This window comes from Pseudomonas sp. V88_4 (assembly GCF_029967985.1).
In the GTDB taxonomy this organism is placed as follows: Bacteria; Pseudomonadota; Gammaproteobacteria; order Pseudomonadales; family Pseudomonadaceae; genus Aquipseudomonas; species Aquipseudomonas glycinae.
In genome coordinates this window covers 110,682-131,698 of sequence record NZ_JASCAF010000041.1, presented here as the reverse complement: position 1 = coordinate 131,698, position 21,017 = coordinate 110,682, and the positions used below count along the sequence as shown (strand labels likewise).

Annotated in this window: 20 protein-coding genes; 17 read left to right on the top strand and 3 right to left on the bottom strand. The window is 60.2% G+C overall.

Features of this window, described 5'->3' with window-relative positions:
- Positions 1–12 precede the first annotated feature (12 nt).
- From QLG12_RS17975 to flhB, 10 genes are all read left to right on the top strand, one after another.
- The gene (locus tag QLG12_RS17975; protein ID WP_007951942.1) at positions 13–360 is read left to right on the top strand and encodes an Hpt domain-containing protein; all 348 of its coding nucleotides are present in this window, start codon (positions 13–15) and stop codon (positions 358–360) included.
- A gap of 105 nt (positions 361–465) precedes the next feature.
- Complete coding sequence (locus QLG12_RS17970) at positions 466–1,827, top strand: flagellar hook-length control protein FliK (RefSeq protein WP_282475007.1); 1,362 nt, start codon at positions 466–468, stop codon at positions 1,825–1,827.
- A gap of 242 nt (positions 1,828–2,069) precedes the next feature.
- Positions 2,070–2,573 (top strand): flagellar basal body-associated protein FliL, encoded by a 504-nt coding sequence (gene fliL, locus QLG12_RS17965; protein ID WP_011333056.1) that lies wholly within the window; start codon positions 2,070–2,072, stop codon positions 2,571–2,573.
- A gap of 9 nt (positions 2,574–2,582) precedes the next feature.
- Positions 2,583–3,551, top strand: coding sequence for a flagellar motor switch protein FliM (fliM, locus tag QLG12_RS17960; RefSeq protein WP_003222890.1), 969 nt, complete (start codon positions 2,583–2,585; stop codon positions 3,549–3,551).
- Between the two features lie 54 nt (positions 3,552–3,605).
- Positions 3,606–4,067, top strand: a complete 462-nt coding sequence (gene fliN / locus QLG12_RS17955; RefSeq protein ID WP_162831786.1) for a flagellar motor switch protein FliN — start codon at positions 3,606–3,608, stop codon at positions 4,065–4,067.
- Entirely contained in the window at positions 4,068–4,526 is a 459-nt protein-coding gene (gene fliO, locus QLG12_RS17950) for a flagellar biosynthetic protein FliO (RefSeq protein ID WP_007951949.1), read from the top strand.
- On the top strand, positions 4,526–5,284 hold the full coding sequence (gene fliP / locus QLG12_RS17945) for a flagellar type III secretion system pore protein FliP (protein WP_007951950.1): 759 nt from the start codon (positions 4,526–4,528) through the stop codon (positions 5,282–5,284). The genes fliO and fliP overlap by 1 nt, the downstream gene beginning before the upstream one ends.
- The gene (gene fliQ / locus QLG12_RS17940; RefSeq protein ID WP_007951951.1) at positions 5,281–5,550 is read left to right on the top strand and encodes a flagellar biosynthesis protein FliQ; all 270 of its coding nucleotides are present in this window, start codon (positions 5,281–5,283) and stop codon (positions 5,548–5,550) included. The genes fliP and fliQ overlap by 4 nt, the downstream gene beginning before the upstream one ends.
- Positions 5,551–5,553: 3 nt before the next feature.
- Entirely contained in the window at positions 5,554–6,339 is a 786-nt protein-coding gene (fliR, locus tag QLG12_RS17935; protein WP_039765607.1) for a flagellar biosynthetic protein FliR, read from the top strand.
- Between the two features lie 3 nt (positions 6,340–6,342).
- Complete coding sequence (flhB, locus tag QLG12_RS17930; protein ID WP_236193805.1) at positions 6,343–7,482, top strand: flagellar biosynthesis protein FlhB; 1,140 nt, start codon at positions 6,343–6,345, stop codon at positions 7,480–7,482.
- 226 nt (positions 7,483–7,708) lie between these two features.
- On the opposite strand, the gene QLG12_RS17925 is transcribed toward flhB, so the two are convergent.
- The 3 genes from QLG12_RS17925 to QLG12_RS17915 all read right to left on the bottom strand — a co-directional run bounded on the left by QLG12_RS17925 (position 7,709) and on the right by QLG12_RS17915 (position 11,637).
- Positions 7,709–8,083: a hypothetical protein gene (locus QLG12_RS17925; protein ID WP_282475006.1), complete on the bottom strand. Its 375-nt coding sequence runs from the start codon at positions 8,081–8,083 to the stop codon at positions 7,709–7,711.
- Between the two features lie 517 nt (positions 8,084–8,600).
- Positions 8,601–11,036 carry an Ig-like domain-containing protein gene (locus QLG12_RS17920; RefSeq protein ID WP_282475005.1) on the bottom strand — a complete coding sequence of 812 codons (2,436 nt, stop codon included), beginning with the start codon at positions 11,034–11,036 and terminating at the stop codon, positions 8,601–8,603.
- Between the two features lie 241 nt (positions 11,037–11,277).
- The gene (locus QLG12_RS17915) at positions 11,278–11,637 is read right to left on the bottom strand and encodes a hypothetical protein (protein ID WP_282475004.1); all 360 of its coding nucleotides are present in this window, start codon (positions 11,635–11,637) and stop codon (positions 11,278–11,280) included.
- Positions 11,638–12,165: 528 nt separating this feature from the next.
- Here QLG12_RS17915 and flhA point away from each other — a divergent pair.
- From flhA to QLG12_RS17880, 7 genes are all read left to right on the top strand, one after another.
- Positions 12,166–14,295 carry a flagellar biosynthesis protein FlhA gene (gene flhA / locus QLG12_RS17910; RefSeq protein ID WP_282475003.1) on the top strand — a complete coding sequence of 710 codons (2,130 nt, stop codon included), beginning with the start codon at positions 12,166–12,168 and terminating at the stop codon, positions 14,293–14,295.
- Positions 14,296–14,306: 11 nt separating this feature from the next.
- Positions 14,307–15,647, top strand: a complete 1,341-nt coding sequence (gene flhF / locus QLG12_RS17905; RefSeq protein ID WP_197869627.1) for a flagellar biosynthesis protein FlhF — start codon at positions 14,307–14,309, stop codon at positions 15,645–15,647.
- 113 nt (positions 15,648–15,760) lie between these two features.
- Entirely contained in the window at positions 15,761–16,591 is an 831-nt protein-coding gene (fleN, locus tag QLG12_RS17900; protein ID WP_003222917.1) for a flagellar synthesis regulator FleN, read from the top strand.
- Positions 16,588–17,328 carry an RNA polymerase sigma factor FliA gene (gene fliA, locus QLG12_RS17895; protein ID WP_007951959.1) on the top strand — a complete coding sequence of 247 codons (741 nt, stop codon included), beginning with the start codon at positions 16,588–16,590 and terminating at the stop codon, positions 17,326–17,328. Before fleN ends, fliA begins: the two co-directional genes overlap by 4 nt.
- A 167-nt stretch (positions 17,329–17,495) precedes the next feature.
- On the top strand, positions 17,496–17,867 hold the full coding sequence (locus QLG12_RS17890) for a chemotaxis response regulator CheY (protein ID WP_064378627.1): 372 nt from the start codon (positions 17,496–17,498) through the stop codon (positions 17,865–17,867).
- Between the two features lie 17 nt (positions 17,868–17,884).
- Positions 17,885–18,673 carry a protein phosphatase CheZ gene (locus QLG12_RS17885; protein ID WP_108560282.1) on the top strand — a complete coding sequence of 263 codons (789 nt, stop codon included), beginning with the start codon at positions 17,885–17,887 and terminating at the stop codon, positions 18,671–18,673.
- 54 nt (positions 18,674–18,727) lie between these two features.
- Complete coding sequence (locus QLG12_RS17880) at positions 18,728–20,995, top strand: chemotaxis protein CheA (RefSeq protein ID WP_282475002.1); 2,268 nt, start codon at positions 18,728–18,730, stop codon at positions 20,993–20,995.
- Positions 20,996–21,017: the final 22 nt, after the last annotated feature.

The window sequence follows — 21,017 nt, the reverse complement described above, 5'->3', positions numbered from 1 at the left end:
GGGAGTGAACAAGTGGCTGATACACATGTGGACCACGAGGCGCTGAGCGCGCTGCGGGAAGTGATGGAAGACAGCTATCCGGAACTGCTGGATACCTTCCTCGCCGATTCCGAAAACCGCCTGCGGGAGTTGCAGCAGACTGCCGACGCCGACGCATTGTCCTCCGTTGCGCACAGCTTCAAGGGCAGCAGCAGCAATATGGGCGCGACCCGTCTTGCCGTGCTGTGCCAGGAGCTGGAACAGCATGCCAAAGACAAAAGCCCTTCCGAAATCATCAAACTGGTCGCCGATATTCATAGCGAATTCGCCGATGTGCGGCCCGTTTATGTCGCCGAGCGGCAGCGCTCGCTGACGCACTGATCCTGCCGTCGGGCGGTTTTGTCGGATTTCTGACGAAACTGGCCCGGCACTTGCAGTCATCTATCCCAACTGTACCTACGATCCCAGTGCAGCGGAGACCGTGCCATGCCTGCAAGCCCCAACATTCTTCTTCAGACCGCCGCCCAGGCCAAGGCACAAGCTGCCTCGACCAAATCATCGGCAGTGGCCGCAGAGCCCGGGGACAAGGCCTCCAGCTTCGCTCAGGTGTTTGCCGATCAAGGCTCGAACAAGCCTTCGGTGACCGTCGACAATTCGGCAAAACCTGCCCGTGACAAGGTGGCCGACAACGGCGGCAAGAAAGACCTCGGCAAGGATCAGTCTGCCGCCCCGGAGCCGGCGGTTGCCGATAGCGGCAAAGCCTTGCCCGCCGACAAACCGGCGACGGCGGCAACGGACGACAAGACCGCTACTGATGATGACTCGGCCGACACCGCGCCGGCTCCCGTTGTCGATACGGCGCCGGTGGACCCGGCGTTAGTGGCGGCGGTAGAGCCGGTCGTCACGGCGCCGGTAGTCGCCACTCCAGTCGTCGATACCGCCGCGAAGCCTGAAACCGACAAACCAGCCGTGGTGGCATTGCCGGGTATGGTCAAGGATCCGGCGCCGGCCACTGACCCGGCTTTCGACCCCGAGGCGGATCCGCTCGATTCACTGCCCGCCGTGCGCATGGCCATGGAGCAGAGTGGTCACATTTCTGCTTCCAGCCAGTCCCAGCCCAAGGCCACCCCGGCCCAGGCTCAGGCTGACGGCGAATTGACCTCGGCGCAGAACTTCGCTGCCGGCATGGCCAGCATGCTCGATGTGCAGGCTGACAAGGACAGCACCAGCCAGGGCGGTGAAAAGGCGTTCAGCGGTTTGATCGATGACGGCCTGAAAGACCTGAAGACCGCCACCAGCGACACCCGCGTGGATGATTTCGCCAACCGTCTGGCGGCGCTGACCCAGGCTGCCACGCCGAAAACCGCCAACGCGGTGCCGGTGAACCAACCGATTGCCATGCACCAGAACGGCTGGACCGAAGAAGTGGTCAACCGGGTCATGTACCTGTCGAGCAACAACCTGAAGGCGGCTGACATCCAGTTGCAGCCAGCGGAGCTTGGGCGTCTGGATATCCGGGTGAACATGGTGCCGGACCAGCAGACCCAGGTGACCTTCATGAGCGCGCATCCAAGCGTGCGTGAAGCCCTCGACGGTCAGATGCACCGCCTGCGCGACATGTTCAACCAGCAAGGCATGGGGCAGGTCGACGTCAACGTTTCCGACCAGAACCGTGGCTGGCAGGGCCAGGGCCAGGAACAGGCGCAGCAGGGGCAGAGTGGTCGCACCAGCGCTGCCGGCGGTCGCCTGGATTCGGCTGAAGAAGAGTTGACGCCGACGGCTGTGGCTGAAGCGGCAGCTACTGCCACTCACGTGATCGGCTCCAGCGCCGTCGACTACTACGCCTGATTTAAAGCGCTTCTTCAAAATCTGTGGGAGCTGGCTTGCCAGCGATGGCTGCGGCACATTCAAAACTAATGTGTCAGACAAATCGCTATCGCTGCGATGCGGCGTGCCGACAAGCCAGCTCCCACAAGGATTTGCATCAACTCGCCATTCCCTCTCGTTCTCCCCTCCGACACTTCTGGCATAACACTTGCTCTTGCCTTGCCGTGCGACTGTGAAAACCCGATTAGTGACGGATTATTGGCATGGCGAAGAGCGAAGCTGCAGCAGTAAAAGACCCCGCAACCAAAGGCAAACTCAAACTGATCATCGTGATCGTGCTGGGTCTGTTGCTGGCGATCGGCACGTCCGTGGGGGCGACCTGGTTCTTCATGCACAGTGCCCAGAGCAAGCCTGCGGCGACCGCCGAAGCGGCCCCGGTCGGCAAGCAACCGGCGATTTTCGAGCCGATGGCGCCAGCCTTCGTGGCCAACTACAACCAGAACGGCCGTCAGCGCTACATGCAGGTGAGCATCACCATGCTGGCGCGCAACCAGGCTGATCTGGAAGCGCTCAAAGTGCACATGCCGGTGATCCGCAACAACCTGGTGATGCTCTTCTCCGGTCAGGATTTCGCCACGCTGGCGACCCCGGTCGGTCAAGAGATGTTGCGCCAGAAGGCCACAGCCAGCGTCCAGGAAGTGGCGCAGAAAGAGCTTGGCAAAGTGGTGATCGAACAGTTGCTTTTCACTAATTTCGTACTGCAGTAGGAACACGACATGGCCGTGCAGGATCTGCTGTCCCAGGATGAAATCGACGCGCTGTTGCATGGTGTCGACGATGGTCTGGTACAGACCGATAACGCTGCCGAACCCGGCAGTGTCAAAAGCTACGACCTGACCAGCCAGGATCGCATCGTCCGTGGACGCATGCCGACTCTGGAAATGATCAACGAGCGTTTTGCCCGCTACACCCGCATCAGCATGTTCAACATGCTACGCCGCTCGGCGGACGTTGCTGTCGGTGGCGTACAGGTGATGAAGTTCGGCGAATACGTGCACTCGCTGTACGTGCCGACCAGCCTCAACCTGGTCAAGATCAAACCCCTGCGCGGCACCGCGCTGTTCATCCTCGACGCCAAACTGGTGTTCAAGCTGGTGGACAACTTCTTCGGCGGCGACGGCCGTCACGCCAAGATCGAAGGGCGTGAATTCACCCCGACCGAACTGCGCGTGGTGCGCATGGTGCTGGAGCAGGCGTTCGTTGATTTGAAAGAAGCCTGGCAGGCGATCATGGAAGTCAACTTCGAGTACATCAACTCGGAAGTGAACCCGGCCATGGCCAACATCGTCGGCCCGAGCGAAGCGATCGTGGTCTCCACGTTCCACATCGAACTCGACGGCGGTGGCGGCGATCTGCACGTGACCATGCCGTACTCGATGATCGAGCCGGTGCGCGAAATGCTCGACGCCGGTTTCCAGTCGGACCTCGACGACCAGGACGAACGCTGGGTCAACGCCCTGCGCCAGGACGTGCTGGATGTCGACGTGCCGATCGGTGCCACCGTGGCCCGCCGCCAGTTGAAGCTGCGCGACATCCTGCACATGCAGCCGGGTGACGTGATTCCGGTCGAGATGCCGGAAGACATGATCATGCGCGCCAACGGCGTGCCGGCCTTCAAGGTCAAGATGGGCTCGCACAAAGGCAACCTTGCGTTGCAGGTGATCGAGCCGATCGAGCGTCGCTGAAGCGGCGCCCTCACTCCCTGATTCTTTTACCGGTTTTTTGCCCGCCGAGGACAAATGATGAACGACGATATGAACACCCAGGACGATCAGGCACTGGCCGATGAATGGGCTGCCGCCCTGGAAGAAACCGGTGAAGCCGGGCAGGCCGACATCGACGCGCTGCTGGCCGCCGATGCCGGTGCTTCGAGCTCCAACCGTCTGCCGATGGAAGAGTTCGGCAGCGTGCCGAAGAACAACGATCCGGTGACCCTCGACGGTCCGAACCTGGACGTGATCCTCGACATTCCGGTGTCGATCTCGATGGAAGTGGGCAGTACCGACATCAACATCCGCAACCTGCTGCAACTCAACCAGGGTTCGGTGATCGAGCTCGATCGTCTGGCCGGCGAGCCGCTGGACGTGCTGGTCAACGGCACCCTGATCGCTCACGGTGAAGTGGTGGTGGTCAACGAAAAGTTCGGCATCCGTCTGACTGATGTGATCAGCCCGAGCGAACGCATCAAGAAGCTGCGCTGAGTGAAAAAGGTTCTGGGAGCTTTGTTCGGCCTGGCGCTGGCGTTGCCGTTCAGCGTGCTGGCGGCCGAGCCGGTGGCGACCACGGCAGCGGCGGCTGCGCCAGCCGTCAACAGCGGCGTGGCCGGACAGCTGACGCAATTGGTGCTGGGTCTGTTACTGGTGCTGGGGTTGATCTTCTTCCTCGCCTGGCTGTTGCGCCGGGTGCAGCAGGCAGGTCCCGCTGGCAAGGGTCAGGTGATCGAGTTGATCGGTTCCCGCGCGCTCGGGCCGCGTGACCGTCTGATGCTGGTGCAGGTCGGCAACGAGCAGATCCTGCTCGGCCTCAGCCCCGGAACCATCACTGCGCTGCACGTGCTCAAAGAGCCGGTCGAGGTGCCGAGCACCGCCGACAAAGCGACTCCGGAATTTGCCCAGCATCTGTTGAAGATCCTCGGCAAGGATCAGAAGGATAAGAAGTAATGGGTGCTTTGCGCATCGTCTTGACCCTGGCGTTGATGTTGGCCGCGCCGCTGGCATTCGCCGCCGATCCGTTGTCGATCCCGGCGATCACCCTGGGCACCAACGCCGAGGGCGCGCAGGAGTACTCGGTCAGCCTGCAGATCCTGCTGATCATGACGGCGCTGAGCTTCATTCCGGCCGCCGTCATCCTGATGACCAGTTTCACCCGGATCATCATCGTCTTCTCGATCCTGCGTCAGGCCCTCGGTCTGCAGCAGACACCGTCGAACCAGATTCTCACCGGCATGGCGCTGTTCCTGACGCTGTTCATCATGGCGCCGGTGTTCGATCGCGTGAACAACGATGCCTTGCAGCCGTACCTTGCGGAAAAGCTGACGGCCCAGCAGGCAGTGGAAAAGGCCCAGGTGCCAATCAAGGACTTCATGCTCGCCCAGACCCGCTCCAGCGATCTGGAGCTGTTCATGCGCCTGTCCAAGCGCACCGACATCGCGACGCCGGATCAGGCGCCGCTGACGATTCTGGTGCCGGCGTTCGTGACATCTGAACTGAAGACCGCGTTCCAGATCGGCTTCATGATCTTCATCCCGTTCCTGATCATCGACCTGGTGGTGGCGAGCGTGCTGATGGCGATGGGTATGATGATGCTGTCGCCGCTGATCATTTCCCTGCCATTCAAAATCATGCTGTTCGTGCTGGTGGATGGCTGGGCGCTTATCATCGGCACCCTGGCCAGCAGTTTCGGAGGTGTATCGCCATGACGCCAGAAGTAGCGGTCGACATCTTTCGCGAAGCCCTGTGGCTGACCACCATGATGGTGGCGATCCTGGTGGTGCCGAGTCTGTTGGTGGGCCTGCTGGTTTCGATGTTCCAGGCTGCCACTCAGATCAACGAACAGACCCTGAGCTTTCTGCCGCGTCTGCTGGTGATGCTGGTGACGCTGATCGTCGCCGGCCCGTGGCTGGTGCAGACGTTCATGGAATACATCACCCAGTTGTACAAAAACATTCCGATGGTCATCGGCTAAGCCATGCAATCGCTGCTTCAGCTGACCGATACCCAGATCAGTACCTGGGTGGCGACGTTCATGCTGCCGCTGTTTCGCGTCGCCTCGATGTTGATGGTGATGCCGGTCTTCGGAACCACGCTGGTGCCCCGGCGGATCCGTCTGTATTTCGCCTTCGCGATCACCGTGGTGATCACGCCCAACCTGCCGCCGATGCCGGCGGTCAGTCCTCTGGACCTCAGTGGCCTGCTACTGATCGCCGAGCAGATTCTCGTTGGCGCGGTGCTGGGTTTCTCGCTGCAATTGTTCTTTCAAGCTTTCGTGGTGGCCGGGCAGATCGTCGCGATCCAGATGGGCATGGGCTTCGCGTCGATGATTGACCCTACCAACGGCGTGTCGGTGGCGGTGATCGGGCAGTTCTTCACGATGCTGGTGACCTTGCTGTTCCTGTCGATGAACGGGCATTTGGTGGTCTTCGAAGTGCTCACCGAAAGCTTCACCACGCTGCCGGTCGGCGGCGGGTTGATGACCACGCATTACTGGGAACTGGCCGGTAAACTCGGCTGGGTGCTGGGCGCCGCGTTGTTGCTGGTGTTGCCGGCGGTCACCGCGCTGTTGGTGGTCAACATCGCCTTTGGCGTGATGACCCGCGCCGCGCCACAGCTCAACATTTTCTCCATCGGCTTTCCGCTGACCCTCGTACTCGGCCTGTTCATCGTCTGGGTCGGGCTGGCGGACATTCTCAATCAGTATCAACCGCTGGCCACCGAGGCCTTGCAGTTTTTACGCGAACTGGCACAGGCGCGCTGAGTCATGGCTGAGAGCGAAAGCGGTCAGGACAAAACAGAAGACCCCACGGAGAAGCGCAAAAAGGACTCCCGGGAAAAGGGTGAGATTGCGCGCTCCAAGGAGCTCAACACCCTGGCGATCATGCTCGCCGGCTCTGCCGCGCTGCTGATTTTTGGCGGGATGCTGGCGCAGGAATTGATGGACCTCATGCGCCAGAACTTCACGCTGTCGCGGGAAGTGATCATGGACGAGCGCTCGATGGCGACGTTCCTGATGAACTCCGGATTGCAGGCATTGCTGGCGATTCAGCCGATCATGATTACTCTGTTGCTGGCGGCATTCCTCGGGCCGATTGCGCTGGGCGGCTGGTTGTTTGCCGCCGGTTCGCTGGCGCCCAAGTTCAGCCGGATGAACCCGGCGGCGGGCCTCAAGCGGATGTTCTCGATGAAGGCCGTGGTCGAACTGCTCAAGGCGCTGGCCAAGTTCCTTATCACCTTGGGCGTCGCGCTGGTGGTACTCAATTCGGACATCGACGACCTGCTGCGCATCGCTCACGAGCCGCTGGACCGGGCGATCATTCACAGCTTGCAACTGGTGGGCTGGAGTTCGCTGTGGCTGGCCTGCGGTTTGATCATCATCGCCGCCGTCGATGTGCCCGTGCAGATCTGGGAGAGCATCAAAAAGCTCAAGATGACCAAGCAGGAAGTGCGCGACGAGCACAAGGACCAGGAAGGTCGCCCGGAGGTCAAGCAACGCATTCGCCAGGTCCAGCGCGAGATGTCGCAGCGGCGGATGATGGCGGCGATTCCGGATGCCGACGTGGTCATCACCAACCCGACCCACTACGCCGTGGCGCTCAAGTACGACGCCGAGAAGGGCGGGGCGCCGATGCTGCTGGCCAAGGGCAGCGACTTCCTGGCGCTGAAGATCCGCGAAATCGCCGTGGCCAACAACGTCATGCTCCTCGAATCGCCGGCGCTGGCGCGTTCGATCTACTACTCCACAGAGCTGGAAGAAGAAATCCCCGGCGGGCTGTACTTGGCGGTCGCCCAGGTACTGGCCTACGTCTACCAGATCCGCCAGCACCGCGCGGGCAAGGGCAAGTTCCCGGAACCCCTCAAGGACGACCTGCCGATCCCGCCGGATTTGCGGCGCGATTCCTGATGCTGATGAAACAAAAAAAACCGCCATCCGGTTGCATCCGGTAGCGGTTTTTTTATGTCCGATGACCTGTGTTGCCTGTGAGGCCGCCTTCGCGGGCAAGTCGAATCGTCGCACCGCCGCTCCCACAGGTTTAGCGTCGCTCGGAAAATATGAGCACACCACAAATCACTGTGGGAGCGGGCTTGCCCGCGAAGGCGTCAGTCGCCACGACACATCTATCAAGCCTTTACACGGAGACCTGCGACGGCGGTATTTCCAGATTATCCAGCACCCGATTCACTGCCAGCTCGCCGAGCATGATCAGTTGCGCAATCCCCACCAGCGTCCTGCGCTGCGAGGCGGGCATGAGGTGGGTGAAGTCATTGACGATGCTTCTGGCTGAGGCCAGGGTTTCGCAGGCATCGGCCAGCAGCTCTTCGTTTTTGAAGTCCGCGGTGACGGCGTACATTCTGCGGTTTTTGCGCGGTGGTGGCGTGGAGCCGGGCGGGCAGAGATAGTGATCAAGAGCGCGGTCGGCGGCTTCGTGAAGCTTTCTGGAATCGGCGGATTCGTAGGGCGAGGCGGGGTCGGTTACGGGTGGGTTGGGTGTGGGTTTGATCATAGTGAAGCTCCTATAAAGTGGAGCCGCCCAGAACTGTCGCTAAACAGTAAGGTGGCGGCTGTACGCAGGTTAGCGAACCGGTTATAGGCACCCGGCAGACCCGAGGGTCTCCCGCATACAGCCACCATAGCGGAGTTGCAGACATTGAATCTGCGACAAGGCATCGAGCGCTGGTGCACCTATTTATGATTCGAGTCGCTAAACCCGATCGCTGATTCGTCAGCGACCGAACCACAATAGAACCCGACCCCAAGGCGCACAAGCCGGCGGATTCTGGCGTAGCCGTAGGCAATGGCGCAAGGATTCGTAGCCTGTAAGGCGTGTCTGAAGGTGTCTTTTAAACGCACGAGTTTAAAAGACATTTTGGGCTGATTTCTCGGGCGCCTTCGCGAGCAAACTCGCTCCCACCTTTGGAATGCATTTCCCTGTGGGAGCGACTTTGCTGGTAAATAAATATGTCCCCTTCTTTCTTATTTCCTCTGCGTCGAGCGCGCGTGCCGTTTGTTGCGCGTCAAGCTCAGCCAGGCAGGAGACACCAGCCATGTGCCTGTGAGTTATTGCCGGTGAAACAGACGATGGACCATGCGTTTGGGTTATTGGTTGCGACCGCAAGGTATTGTCCGGCGCCACATCCATCATTACGACATAGCCAGCCGCCTGCGCTGGATACCAGTGGTCTGTATTTGATTTTCAGCACATCGATTGCTGTATTTGAAACAGGTGATCCGCCGATTGAATTCATCCAGTTGATAGCTGCGCTGATGCTGTAGGTATGTGTAGGGGTCATGACAAGGCGTACAACATTTTGTACTTTGACGGGGAACGAAACTTCACGTTGAGTGCTGTTTTCTCGCACGGTAATAGTCGCATCGCCGTTTTTGAGACCGCTGACCAGCCCGACACCATTAACTGTCGCGACATCGGTAGCGTTGGAAAAATAGTAGTAGCCGCCATCTCCAGAAGTTGGAACCCGTGTTTGTGTCGTGCCGGGTGCAGGGGTTCCGGTCAGGGCAAGAAAGTCCGCGTTGACGTTCAGGCCATTAAGCTCCATGAGGGCGGGTTCTATGGTGAAAGGATGCAATGCCTTGACGGTATAAGTGCGCAATGGCAAGGCCACCGCCGTGTCGGCATCGACGATCCTATCCAGATTTACTTCTACCTTGGTCGTCAGTTCAGTCCCGTCTTTGAGGCCTTTAAGCCATTCAACCGGCGCCTCTACCGACAAACCATCCACTGAATCATTAAGCTCTCCCGACCTGACCTCCTTGCTGACTGGATTGCCGTTCTTGTCAAAGCCTGAACACGTCACCCAGATCGGCTGCCCAGGCTCGAACAGCGGCCACTTCGCTGCGAGAATCCGCGCATCTGTTGTGAGTTCTTGAACCTTCAGCTCTGAACTCGTATTGCCGGCGATATTGGGTGTCGGCAAGCGCGGATCATTCTCGGCGACAGGTCGGATGGTCAGCGCCAAATCAGTAGATTCGTCTTCGGGTTTTCCTCCGCGAACCAGTTCCCAGCGCAACTTTATGGTTGTCCCGCGCCGTGCCACGAGAAACGCTGGGTCAAGTTTGAAGTTGGCGCGTTTGTTCTCGTTGAGTGTCAGTAATGGAAAGGGTTCTGTGCCGGGTAACGGGTTAACTTCCAGCAACCGAGCCTGGTCACCCGGCAACGCTGACAGGTGTTCGACGCGCACGGTGACTCCGTTTTCGTAGGACAGCACATCAATGGGGTTGGTCGCCGGTGCCACCAGTGTTGGCGGTTTCAGATTGACCGGGGCTGTCCCTGTTACTGTGGCATTCGCCAGTTTGGAAGTGCCCACCAGATCACCGTTCGGCTTGCGCAGTTCGTAAGTCACGATGACGTTGCTACCGGCAAAGATTTTGTTGTTCGGCACTTCAAGGATGCAGGGTTTTTTCTGCCCGAACGGATCCGCTTCGACTTTGCCGCTGACGGTAACCACCACATCAGCGGGTTGCCCCGTGTTTTTCGCTGTGTACGTCGCGATGACTTCATAGCCCGCGACAAAGCGCGGGTCTATCGTCAGGACCACCAGCAGCAATGGCTTGCCCGCCAGTTTTACCAGATCGATTTCCTCGGCGTCGTCGCCGGGATAATCCTCCATCCGCTCCAACAGGATCGCCATTGGCAGACGCGTACCATCCAGGTCCTCATCTACCGTCTGTACCGGCGACCACGGTGCATCGGTGTCCGGGCTGTTGCCGAGCTGATCCGTGATGGTGTAGGAGAAATGCAGTTTTTTGTCCTGACGTTTCGCCTTGTCCAGATAGGCCCGGGTGATGGTGAAGCAAATGGTAATGGGGATTTCGTCACCGGGATTCGGCGGTTGCGGCGCCTGATTCGGATCGACCTTGGGCTTGGGTTCCAGCAGTTCGCCATTGCACTTGAGGGTGATGAGGTCATACGCCCGGCAATATGGATAGGCCACACACACTTCGGCGCTGACGAAATCCGGGCCGACGCCGTTCTTGATCGCGTCAGGTAGAAGGAGCTTGAGTTCAGAGTGGCCACCGGGATCGGTCAGGCGATCCTTCAGGCCGGGACGGATGCGGTTGTAGAGGATTTCCAGCGGTGGTGTGGATGTGCCTCGATTGGCGCTGCCACGCCTGACGGTGTAGTACAACATGTTGACCTTGTCCGGGTGCAGGCGACCCTTGGGAATGCGCAACGTGGTGCGCACGTCCGGATCGACAATGGTTTCGCTGTCCAGTGCGGCCGTTTCATTCTCAAGCCAAAGCTCCATGACGTCGTCGGGATCCATGTTGCCCGCCAACGGTGGGTCGACGAGGACAACGGCGCCTTCACCGTCGGTGACCAGATCATAGGCCACCAGGGGCACGCCGATATGTGCACCTGCCACGGGCGTGGTCTGGCCGTTGACTATTGGCGGGCTAAGGACGAGAACGGTGTTGTCCGGTGGGGTTGAGGTGGTCATGGATGAGGCTCCTGCGCGGCGGGAACGGGCAGGGTTATCAGAGCGCTTAATTGCAGATTGCGCACCTGTCAGATCTGGCAGGTGTCGACGGTTTAACGACTAGTGGTCGTGTACTGTATGAAAAAACCGCCGTCCCGGTTGATTCGGAACGGCGGTTCTTTTTGTCTGGAAAGATGTGTTGCCTGTAAGTCAGCCTTCGTGAGTAAGCTCACTCCCACAGGGGAGCATCAGTGGCTACGTGTTAATTCGGCAATTCCAGATTATCCAGCACCCGATTCACTGCCAGTTCGCCGAGCATGATCAGTTGCGCAATCCCCACCAGCGTCCTGCGCTGCGAGGCGGGCATGAGGTGGGTGAAGTCATTGACGATGCTTCTGGCTGAGGCCAGGGTTTCGCAGGCATCGGCCAGCAGCTCTTCGTTTTTGAAGTCCGCGGTGACGGCGTACATTCTGCGGTTTTTGCGCGGTGGTGGCGTGGAGCCGGGCGGGCAGAGATAGTGATCAATAGCGCGGTCGGCGGCTTCGTGAAGCTTTCTGGAATCGGCGGATTCGTAGGGCGAGGCGGGGTCGGTTACGGGTGGGTTGGGTGTGGGTTTGATCATGGTGAAGCTCCTTTGGGGTGGAGCCACCAAAGCCAGTCGCTAAACAGGAAGGGTGGCGGCTGTACGCAGGTTAGCGAACCGGTCAAAGGCACCCGGTAGACCACAAGGGTCTCCCGCATACAGCCACCATAACGAAATTGCAGACATACAGATCCGCAACGAAGCCTGGCACGCTGGTGCACCTTTAAATTGAGCCGAGTCGCTAAACCCGATCGCTGATTCGTCAGCGACCGACCCACAATAAAACCCGCCCCCAAGGCGCACAAGCCGGCGGATTCTGGCGTAGCCGTAGGCAATGGCGCAAGGATTCGTAGCCTGTAAGGCGTGTCTGAAGGTGTCTTTTAAACACCTGAGTTTAAAAGACGCTTTTTGCTGAACTCTTGCGAAGGAAACATCCCGCCCAGCAGAAAAACCACGCCCAAACCACTCTGTTTCAATCATCGGCAAAAGTTGGAAGGCTTCTTGCAGTAGCCGCCGTGCGCCTGCTTCGGGCGTCAAAAGTTTGCTTTAAAGGAACGGGGAAAACCGGTGGATCGCTCTCAGTTAATCAACAGTGCTCGCTCGAACATTGCCGATCTCAGTCGAGGCAATCTGGGTGTGCCGCTGTTGCTGCTGGTCATGCTGGCGATGATGATGTTGCCGGTGCCGCCGTTCCTGCTCGACGTGTTCTTCACCTTCAACATTGCCCTGTCGATCGTCGTGCTGCTGGTCTGCGTGTACGCCTTGCGGCCGCTGGATTTTGCGGTGTTCCCGACGATCCTGCTGGTGGCAACGCTGTTGCGACTGGCGCTGAACGTGGCGTCGACGCGGGTGGTGATGCTCCACGGTCAGGACGGCCACGCCGCCGCCGGTAAGGTGATCCAGGCCTTCGGTGAGGTGGTGATCGGCGGTAACTACGTGGTCGGTATCGTGGTCTTCGCGATCCTGATGATCATCAACTTCGTCGTGGTGACCAAGGGTGCTGGCCGGATCTCCGAGGTGAGCGCGCGTTTCACCCTCGATGCGATGCCGGGCAAGCAAATGGCAATCGACGCCGACCTCAACGCCGGTCTGATCGACCAGGCGCAGGCCAAGGCCCGTCGTCAGGAAGTGGCCCAGGAGGCAGAGTTCTACGGCTCGATGGACGGTGCCAGCAAGTTCGTGCGTGGTGACGCCATCGCCGGCCTGCTGATTCTGTTCATCAACCTGATCGGCGGCATGGCCGTCGGTATCTTCCAGCACAACATGACTTTCGCCGACGCGGGCAAGGTTTACGCCTTGCTGACCATCGGTGACGGTTTAGTGGCGCAATTGCCATCACTGTTGTTATCTACAGCGGCGGCGATCATGGTGACCCGTGCTTCCGGCTCGGAAGACATGGGCAAGCAGATCAATCGCCAGATGTTCGCCTCGCCGAAAGCGCTGGCCGTCGCCGCCGGTCTGATGGCGGTCATGGGCCTGGTGCCGGGCATGCCGCACTTCTCGTTCCTGACCATGGCTGCCCTGGCGGCCGGTGGCGCTTACCTGTTCTGGAAGAAGCAGAACGTGGCCAAGGTCATCGCGCTGGAAGAGGTCAAGCGTCAACAGGAGCTGCTGCCGTCGCCGGCCCGCGCCATGGAAACCAAGGAGCTGGGCTGGGACGACGTGACCCCGATCGACATGATCGGCCTGGAAGTCGGCTACCGCCTGATTCCGCTGGTGGACCGCAACCAGGGCGGGCAATTGCTGGCGCGGATCAAGGGCGTGCGCAAGAAGCTCTCGCAGGATCTGGGCTTCCTGATGCCGACCGTGCACATCCGCGACAACCTCGACCTGGCGCCGAGCGCCTATCGCCTGACCCTGATGGGCGTGATCCTGGCCGAAGCCGAGATCTACCCGGATCGCGAACTGGCGATCAACCCGGGTCAGGTCTACGGCTCGCTCAACGGCATTACCGCCAAAGATCCGGCTTTCGGCCTGGAGGCGGTGTGGATCGAAGTCAGCCAGCGCGCCCAGGCGCAATCGCTCGGTTACACCGTGGTGGACGCCAGCACCGTGGTTGCGACCCACTTGAACCAGATTCTGTACAAGCACTCCAGCGAGCTGATCGGCCACGAAGAAGTGCAGCAACTGATGCAATTGCTGGCCAAGAGCTCGCCGAAACTGGCTGAAGAGTTGGTGCCGGGCGTGGTCACGCTGTCGCAGTTGCTCAAAGTGCTGCAGGCGTTGCTGGCCGAACACGTGCCGGTGCGCGATATCCGCAGCATTGCCGAAGCCATCGCCAACAATGCCGCCAAGAGTCAAGATACCGCCGCTTTGGTGGCCGCTGTGCGGGTCAGCGTATCGCGAGCCATCGTCCAAAGCATTGTAGGGACTGAGTCGGAGCTGCCAGTTATCACGCTGGAGCCAAGGTTGGAACAAATATTGCTCAATAGTCTGCAGAAGGCAGGACAAGGCTCTGAAGAGGGTGTCCTGCTGGAGCCGAGCATGGCCGAGAAGCTGCAGCGTTCGCTGATCGAAGCGGCGCAGCGCCAGGAAATGCAAGGTCAGCCGGTGATCCTGTTGGTAGCAGGCCCGGTTCGCGCGATGCTCTCGCGCTTTGGTCGCCTGGCAGTTCCCGGACTGCATGTGCTGGCCTACCAGGAAATTCCGGACAACAAGCAAGTGACCATCGTTGCGACAGTAGGGCCCAACGGCTGAGGTAGTGGTTTATGCAAGTTAAGCGTTTTTTCGCCGCCGATATGCGTCAGGCCATGAAGCTGGTTCGTGATGAGCTGGGCGCTGATGCCGCCATCATTGGCAACCGCCGCATCGCCGGCGGCGTTGAGCTGACCGCGGCGCTCGATTACAAACTGTCGGCGCTGGCCCCGCGCGTTCCGAACATGGAACTTGAGGATGAGCTGCGCAAGACCCAGTCGCGCATCGTCACCGCCCAGGCCGAGCTGAGCCTGCGTGGCGAAGCCGACGGCAACACCAATCGCCAGTTGTTCGCCGGGCTGCCGTTGACGGCCGGCCTGCCGCTGACCGCTGCCGAACCGCTGACCGAACCGACCTACGAAGCTCCGGCTCGTCCGGCACCAGCGCCCGCAGCGGTTTCCGCCGGCGTCGACCCGCGTGCTCTGGACTCGATGCGTTTCGAGCTCAACAGCCTGCGCGAGCTGATGGAAGTGCAACTCGGCACCCTGGCCTGGAACCAGCTGCAAGGCAGCCGTCCGGCTCAGGCCAATCTGTACCGTCGTTTGCAGCGAATCGGTTTGTCCGGCCCGTTGTCCCGGGATCTGCTGTCGATGATCACCGAGATCGAAGAGCCTCGTCAGGCCTGGCGCATGCTGCTGGCGCACCTGGCGCGGATGATTGCCGTACCGGAAGTCGAGCCGCTGGAAGAGGGCGGGGTGATTGCGATGGTCGGCCCGGCCGGCATGGGCAAGACCACCACCCTGGCCAAACTGGCCGCCCGCTACGTGCTCAAGTACGGCGCGCAGAACATCGCGCTGGTGAGCATGGACAGTTTCCGTATCGGTGCTCAGGAGCAGCTCAAGACGCTGGGCCGCATCCTCAATGTGTCGGTGACCCACGTCGATCCGGGCCAGTCGCTGGTACAGGCGCTGGATCCACTGCTGCGCAAACGCGTGGTGCTGATCGACACCGCCGGCCTCCAGGCCAGCGATCCGGCCCTGCGCATGCAGCTGGAAAGTCTGGCCGGTCGTGGCATTCGGTCAAAAAATTATCTGGTTCTGGCAACCACCAGCCAAAAACAGGTTCTAACCGCCGCTTATCACAGTTACAAGCGTTGCGGGCTTGCCGGCTGCATCCTGACTAAACTGGATGAGACGGCCAGTCTGGGCGAAGTGTTGAGCCTGGCAATCAGTCACGAACTGCCGGTTGCCTACCTGACCGATGGCCCACGGATTCCGGATGATCTGCATCTGCCGCGGCGTCATCAACTGGTCAGTCGCGCCGTCAGCGTGCAAATGCAGGAAGAACCCAGCGAAGAAGCCATGGCTGACATGTTCGCTGATATCTACCACAGTCCGACCAAGCAGGTTGGCTGAGGTAATGAACAGTTTTCGTACCTACATCGATGGCCTGCCACGCATTGTTCCGGTTGTGAACGCGCAGCCAGTAATGTGGCCTCCGTCTATGCAAGACAAGGTAAAGAAATAACATGGGCAGCATGCATCCCGTACAGGTGATCGCGGTGACCGGCGGCAAAGGTGGCGTCGGCAAGACTAATGTGTCAGTGAACTTGTCCCTGGCCCTGGCAGAGCTTGGCCGTCGGGTCATGCTGCTGGACGCCGACCTGGGGCTGGCGAACGTCGACGTTCTGCTGGGCCTCACACCCAAACGCACCCTGGCCGACGTGATCGAAGGCCGCTGCGAGCTGCGCGACGTGCTGTTGCAGGGCCCCGGCGGGATCCGCATCGTGCCGGCCGCCTCCGGCACCCAGAGCATGGTTCACCTGAGCCCGGCCCAGCATGCCGGTCTGATTCAGGCGTTCAGCGACATCGGCGACAATCTCGACGTACTGGTGATCGACACCGCTGCGGGTATTGGTGACTCGGTAGTCAGTTTCGTTCGCGCAGCCCAGGAAGTATTGCTGGTGGTCTGCGACGAGCCGACCTCGATCACCGACGCCTACGCGCTGATCAAGCTGCTCAACCGCGATTACGGCATGAACCGCTTCCGCGTCCTGGCCAACATGGCCCAGAGCCCGCAGGAAGGTCGCAATCTGTTCGCCAAGTTGACCAAGGTCACGGATCGCTTCCTCGACGTCGCCCTACAATACGTCGGCGCGGTGCCCTACGACGAAAGCGTGCGCAAGGCGGTGCAGAAGCAGCGTGCGGTCTATGAAGCCTTCCCGCGTTCCAAGTGCGCACTGGCGTTCAAGGCGATCGCACAGAAGGTCGACACCTGGCCGCTGCCCGCCAACCCGCGCGGCCACCTCGAATTTTTCGTCGAGCGCCTCGTGCAGCAAACGGCAGGACCTGTGCTATGACCGCCAGCGGTATGAACCTTTACAAGAAGTCGGCGCGTGACGCGCAGTACGAGTTGATCGAGCGTTATGCGCCACTGGTCAAACGCATCGCCTACCACTTGCTGGCGCGCTTGCCGGCCAGTGTGCAGGTCGAAGACTTGATCCAGGCCGGGATGATCGGCCTGCTCGAAGTCTCGACCAAATACGACGCCAGCAAGGGTGCCAGTTTTGAAACGTACGCGGGCATCCGGATCCGCGGCGCGATGCTCGATGAAGTCCGAAAAGGGGACTGGGCGCCGCGCTCGGTTCACCGCAATACCCGTATGGTCAGCGACGCGATTCGCTCGATTGAAGCTAAAACCGGCCGTGACGCTAAAGATCATGAAGTTGCGGCCGAACTCCAATTGAGTCTCGACGATTACTACGGGATTTTGAACGACACCCTGGGCAGCCGCCTGTTCAGTTTCGACGACCTGTTGCAGGACGGCGAACACGAAGGGCTGCACGAGGATGGCGCCAGTGCTCATCTGGAGCCGTCGCGCGATCTGGAAGACGAACGTTTCCAGGCCGCGCTGGCGGACGCGATTGCCAATTTGCCGGAGCGTGAGCGACTGGTGTTGGCGCTGTACTACGACGAAGAGCTGAACCTCAAGGAGATCGGTGAAGTCCTTGGCGTCAGTGAATCGCGGGTCAGCCAGTTACACAGCCAGTGCGCGGCCCGCTTGCGGGGGCGTTTGGGGGAGTGGCGAGCGCGCTGAAGGCAGTGTGGGGACACTGCGAACGAGGCTGGTGCGGTGGTGAACGGCACCGGTCTTGCTCTGTTGTGCTCCAGACAGTCATCGAGTGTTTTGCCGGATTGATTGAAATGGCGCGTCCAGGTGCTGGGCGCGTTTAAGACTGCTTGGAGGTCGAATTGAACAAAGACATGAAAATCCTCATCGTTGATGACTTCTCAACGATGCGGCGGATCATCAAGAACCTGTTGCGTGATCTCGGGTTCACCAACACCGTTGAAGCCGACGATGGCGTCACTGCCATTCCGGTGCTCAACAGCGGCAGCATCGACTTTCTGGTAACCGACTGGAACATGCCCGGCATGACCGGCATCGATCTGCTGCGCCACGTGCGCGCCGATGAAAAGCTCAAGCACCTGCCGGTGCTGATGGTGACTGCTGAAGCCAAGCGCGAGCAGATCATCGAAGCGGCCCAGGCCGGCGTTAACGGCTACGTGGTCAAACCTTTCACGGCTCAGGCGCTGAAAGAAAAAATCGAGAAGATTTTCGAACGCATCGGCTGATGACGCGCGGGGGAGCTATGGAGCATAACGAATCTTCATTGGGCGATTTCGAGTCGACCCTGAAAAAACACGCAGTCGAACTGGTCGAAAGCCTTGAAAAAGGCAAGTTCGGCGACGCCGTGCAACTGATCCATGAGCTCAATCAGACCCGTGACCGTGGCCTGTACCAGGAAGTGGGCAAGCTCACGCGTGAACTGCACAGTGCGATCGTCAACTTCCAGATCGATCCGCACATGCCGCAGGCAGAGGAAGTGTCGCAAATCACCGACGCTACCGAGCGCCTGGGCTACGTGGTCAAGCTGACCGAAGCTGCCGCCAACCGCACCATGGATCTGGTGGAAAGCGCGACCCCCGTGGTCAATGGCCTGGCTGACGAAGCCCAGGCCTTGAGCGCCGATTGGGGCCGCTTCATGCGCCGTGAAGTCGGGGCTGAGGAGTTCCGTGAGCTGGCGCGCCGGGTCGACGGTTTTCTGGCACGCAGCAGCGCGGACAACCGCGCGGTGTCGAGCAATCTGAACGATATTCTGCTCGCCCAGGATTACCAGGATCTCACCGGCCAGGTGATCAAGCGCGTGACCCAGTTGGTCACCGAAGTCGAAAGCAACCTGCTCAAGCTCGTGCTCATGGCCAGCCAGGTGGACCGCTTTGCGGGCATCGAACATGACCGTGCGGCGATGCTTGCTGAAAAAGATCCACAAAAACATCTCTCGCAGGGTGAAGGTCCGCAGATTCATGCCGATAAACGAGAAGACGTTGTGTCCGGTCAGGACGATGTGGACGATTTGTTATCCAGCCTTGGATTCTAGAGTTTTGGAATTATAGGTTTTTTGGGTTTTTAGACCTGTAGGAGCACCCCATTAATGAGCTTCGGCGCCGATGAAGAGATCCTTCAGGATTTCCTGGTTGAGGCCGGCGAGATTCTTGAGCAACTGTCCGAACAACTGGTCGAGCTGGAAAGCCGCCCGGATGACGCAGATCTGCTCAACGCAATTTTTCGCGGTTTCCACACTGTAAAAGGGGGCGCCGGCTTCCTTCAGCTCAACGAGCTGGTGGAGTGCTGTCACATCGCCGAAAACGTGTTCGACATCCTGCGCAAGGGTGAGCGTCGCGTAGATGCAGAACTGATGGACGTGGTGCTCGAAGCGCTGGACGCGGTGAACAGCATGTTCAGCGAAGTCCGCGATCGCAGCCCGATCACTGCCGCCACCCCGGAACTGCTGGCCGCCCTGGCGCGTCTGGCCGAACCGCAATCGGCGGATGAAGCTCCGGCTTCGCCCGTTGCCGAGATGATCGAAGAACTGGTCGTCGAAGGCGATTCGGGTGACATCACCGATAACGAATTTGAGCAGTTGCTGGACTCGCTGAACGCCGTCAAGGCCGAAGCCGAAGCCCCGGCGGCTGCCGCTGCGCCAGCTTCCGGTGAAGCGGCCAGCGATGAAATCACCGACGCCGAGTTCGAGTCGCTGCTCGATCAGTTGCACGGCAAGGGCCAGTTCGCGGCCGACGCCGTGGCACCGGCGGCCGCTGCACCTGCTGCTCCGGCGGCGGGCGACAGCTCGGACATCACCGACGACGAATTCGAAGCCTTGCTCGATCAGTTGCACGGCAAGGGCAACTTTGCCGTCGATGCGCTGGAGTCGGCGATTGCTGCGGTCCCTGCGACATCTGCCCCGGCAGCGGCGGCGGCCGGTAGCGATCTGATCACCGACCACGAGTTCGAATCGCTGCTCGACGATCTGCATGGCAAAGGCAAGTTCACTGACGTCGCCACCGGTGCTGTCGTGACTGCCGGCAATGCTTCTGCTGTTGCAGCGCCAGCTGCGAAGGCCCCGGCCGCTGCGGCAAAACCTGCTGCAAAAACACCTGAGCCGAAAGCCGAACCGGCCAAGCCAGCCGCTGCGGCACCGGCTCCGGCCCGTGCACCGGCGACGCCGCCACCGGAAAAACCGACGACTGAAGCCGAGACCACCGTGCGTGTGGACACCGCACGTCTCGACGAAATCATGAACATGGTCGGCGAGCTGGTGCTGGTGCGTAACCGTCTGGTGCGCCTGGGCCTGAACAGCGGCGACGAGTCGATGCAGAAGGCCGTGTCGAACCTCGACGTGGTCACCGCCGACTTGCAGACCGCGGTGATGAAGACCCGGATGCAGCCGATCAAGAAAGTCTTCGGTCGCTTCCCGCGTCTGGTTCGCGATCTGGCACGCCAGCTCAAGAAAGAGATCAACCTGGAACTGGTGGGTGAAGAGACCGATCTCGACAAGAACCTCGTCGAGGCATTGGCCGACCCGCTGGTCCACTTGGTGCGCAACGCCGTCGACCACGGCATCGAGTCGCCGGAAGAACGCGAAGCCTCGGGCAAGGCCCGTGGCGGCAAGGTGATCCTGGCGGCCGAGCAGGAAGGCGACCACATCCTGCTGTCGATCTCCGACGACGGCAAGGGCATGGACCCGAACGTCCTGCGCGCCATCGCCGTGAAACGCGGTGTGATGGACAAGGATGCCGCCGATCGCCTGAGCGACACCGAGTGCTACAACCTGATTTTCGCCCCGGGTTTCTCGACCAAGACCGAGATCTCCGACGTGTCCGGCCGCGGTGTCGGCATGGACGTGGTGAAGACCAAGATTTCCCAGCTCAACGGTTCGATCAACATCTACTCGACCAAGGGCCAGGGCTCGAAGATCGTCATCAAGGTGCCGCTGACGCTGGCGATCATGCCGACCCTGATGGTGATGCTCGGCAACCAGGCATTCGCGTTCCCGCTGGTGAACGTCAACGAAATCTTCCACCTCGACCTGTCGACCACCAACGTGGTGGATGGCCAGGAAGTGGTGATCGTGCGGGACAAGGCGCTGCCATTGTTCTACCTCAAGCGCTGGCTGGTCAGCTCCGCCGCTCACGAAGAGCAGCGTGAAGGCCATGTGGTGATCCTTTCGGTGGGCACCCAGCGGATCGGCTTCGTCGTCGATCAACTGGTCGGCCAGGAAGAAGTGGTCATCAAGCCATTGGGCAAGATGCTCCAGGGAACTCCGGGCATGTCCGGCGCCACCATCACCGGTGACGGCCGCATTGCACTGATTCTCGATGTTCCGAGCATGCTCAAGCGTTACGCCGCACGGCGTATTTGAATCCGGGGCGGCGGGGCGACAA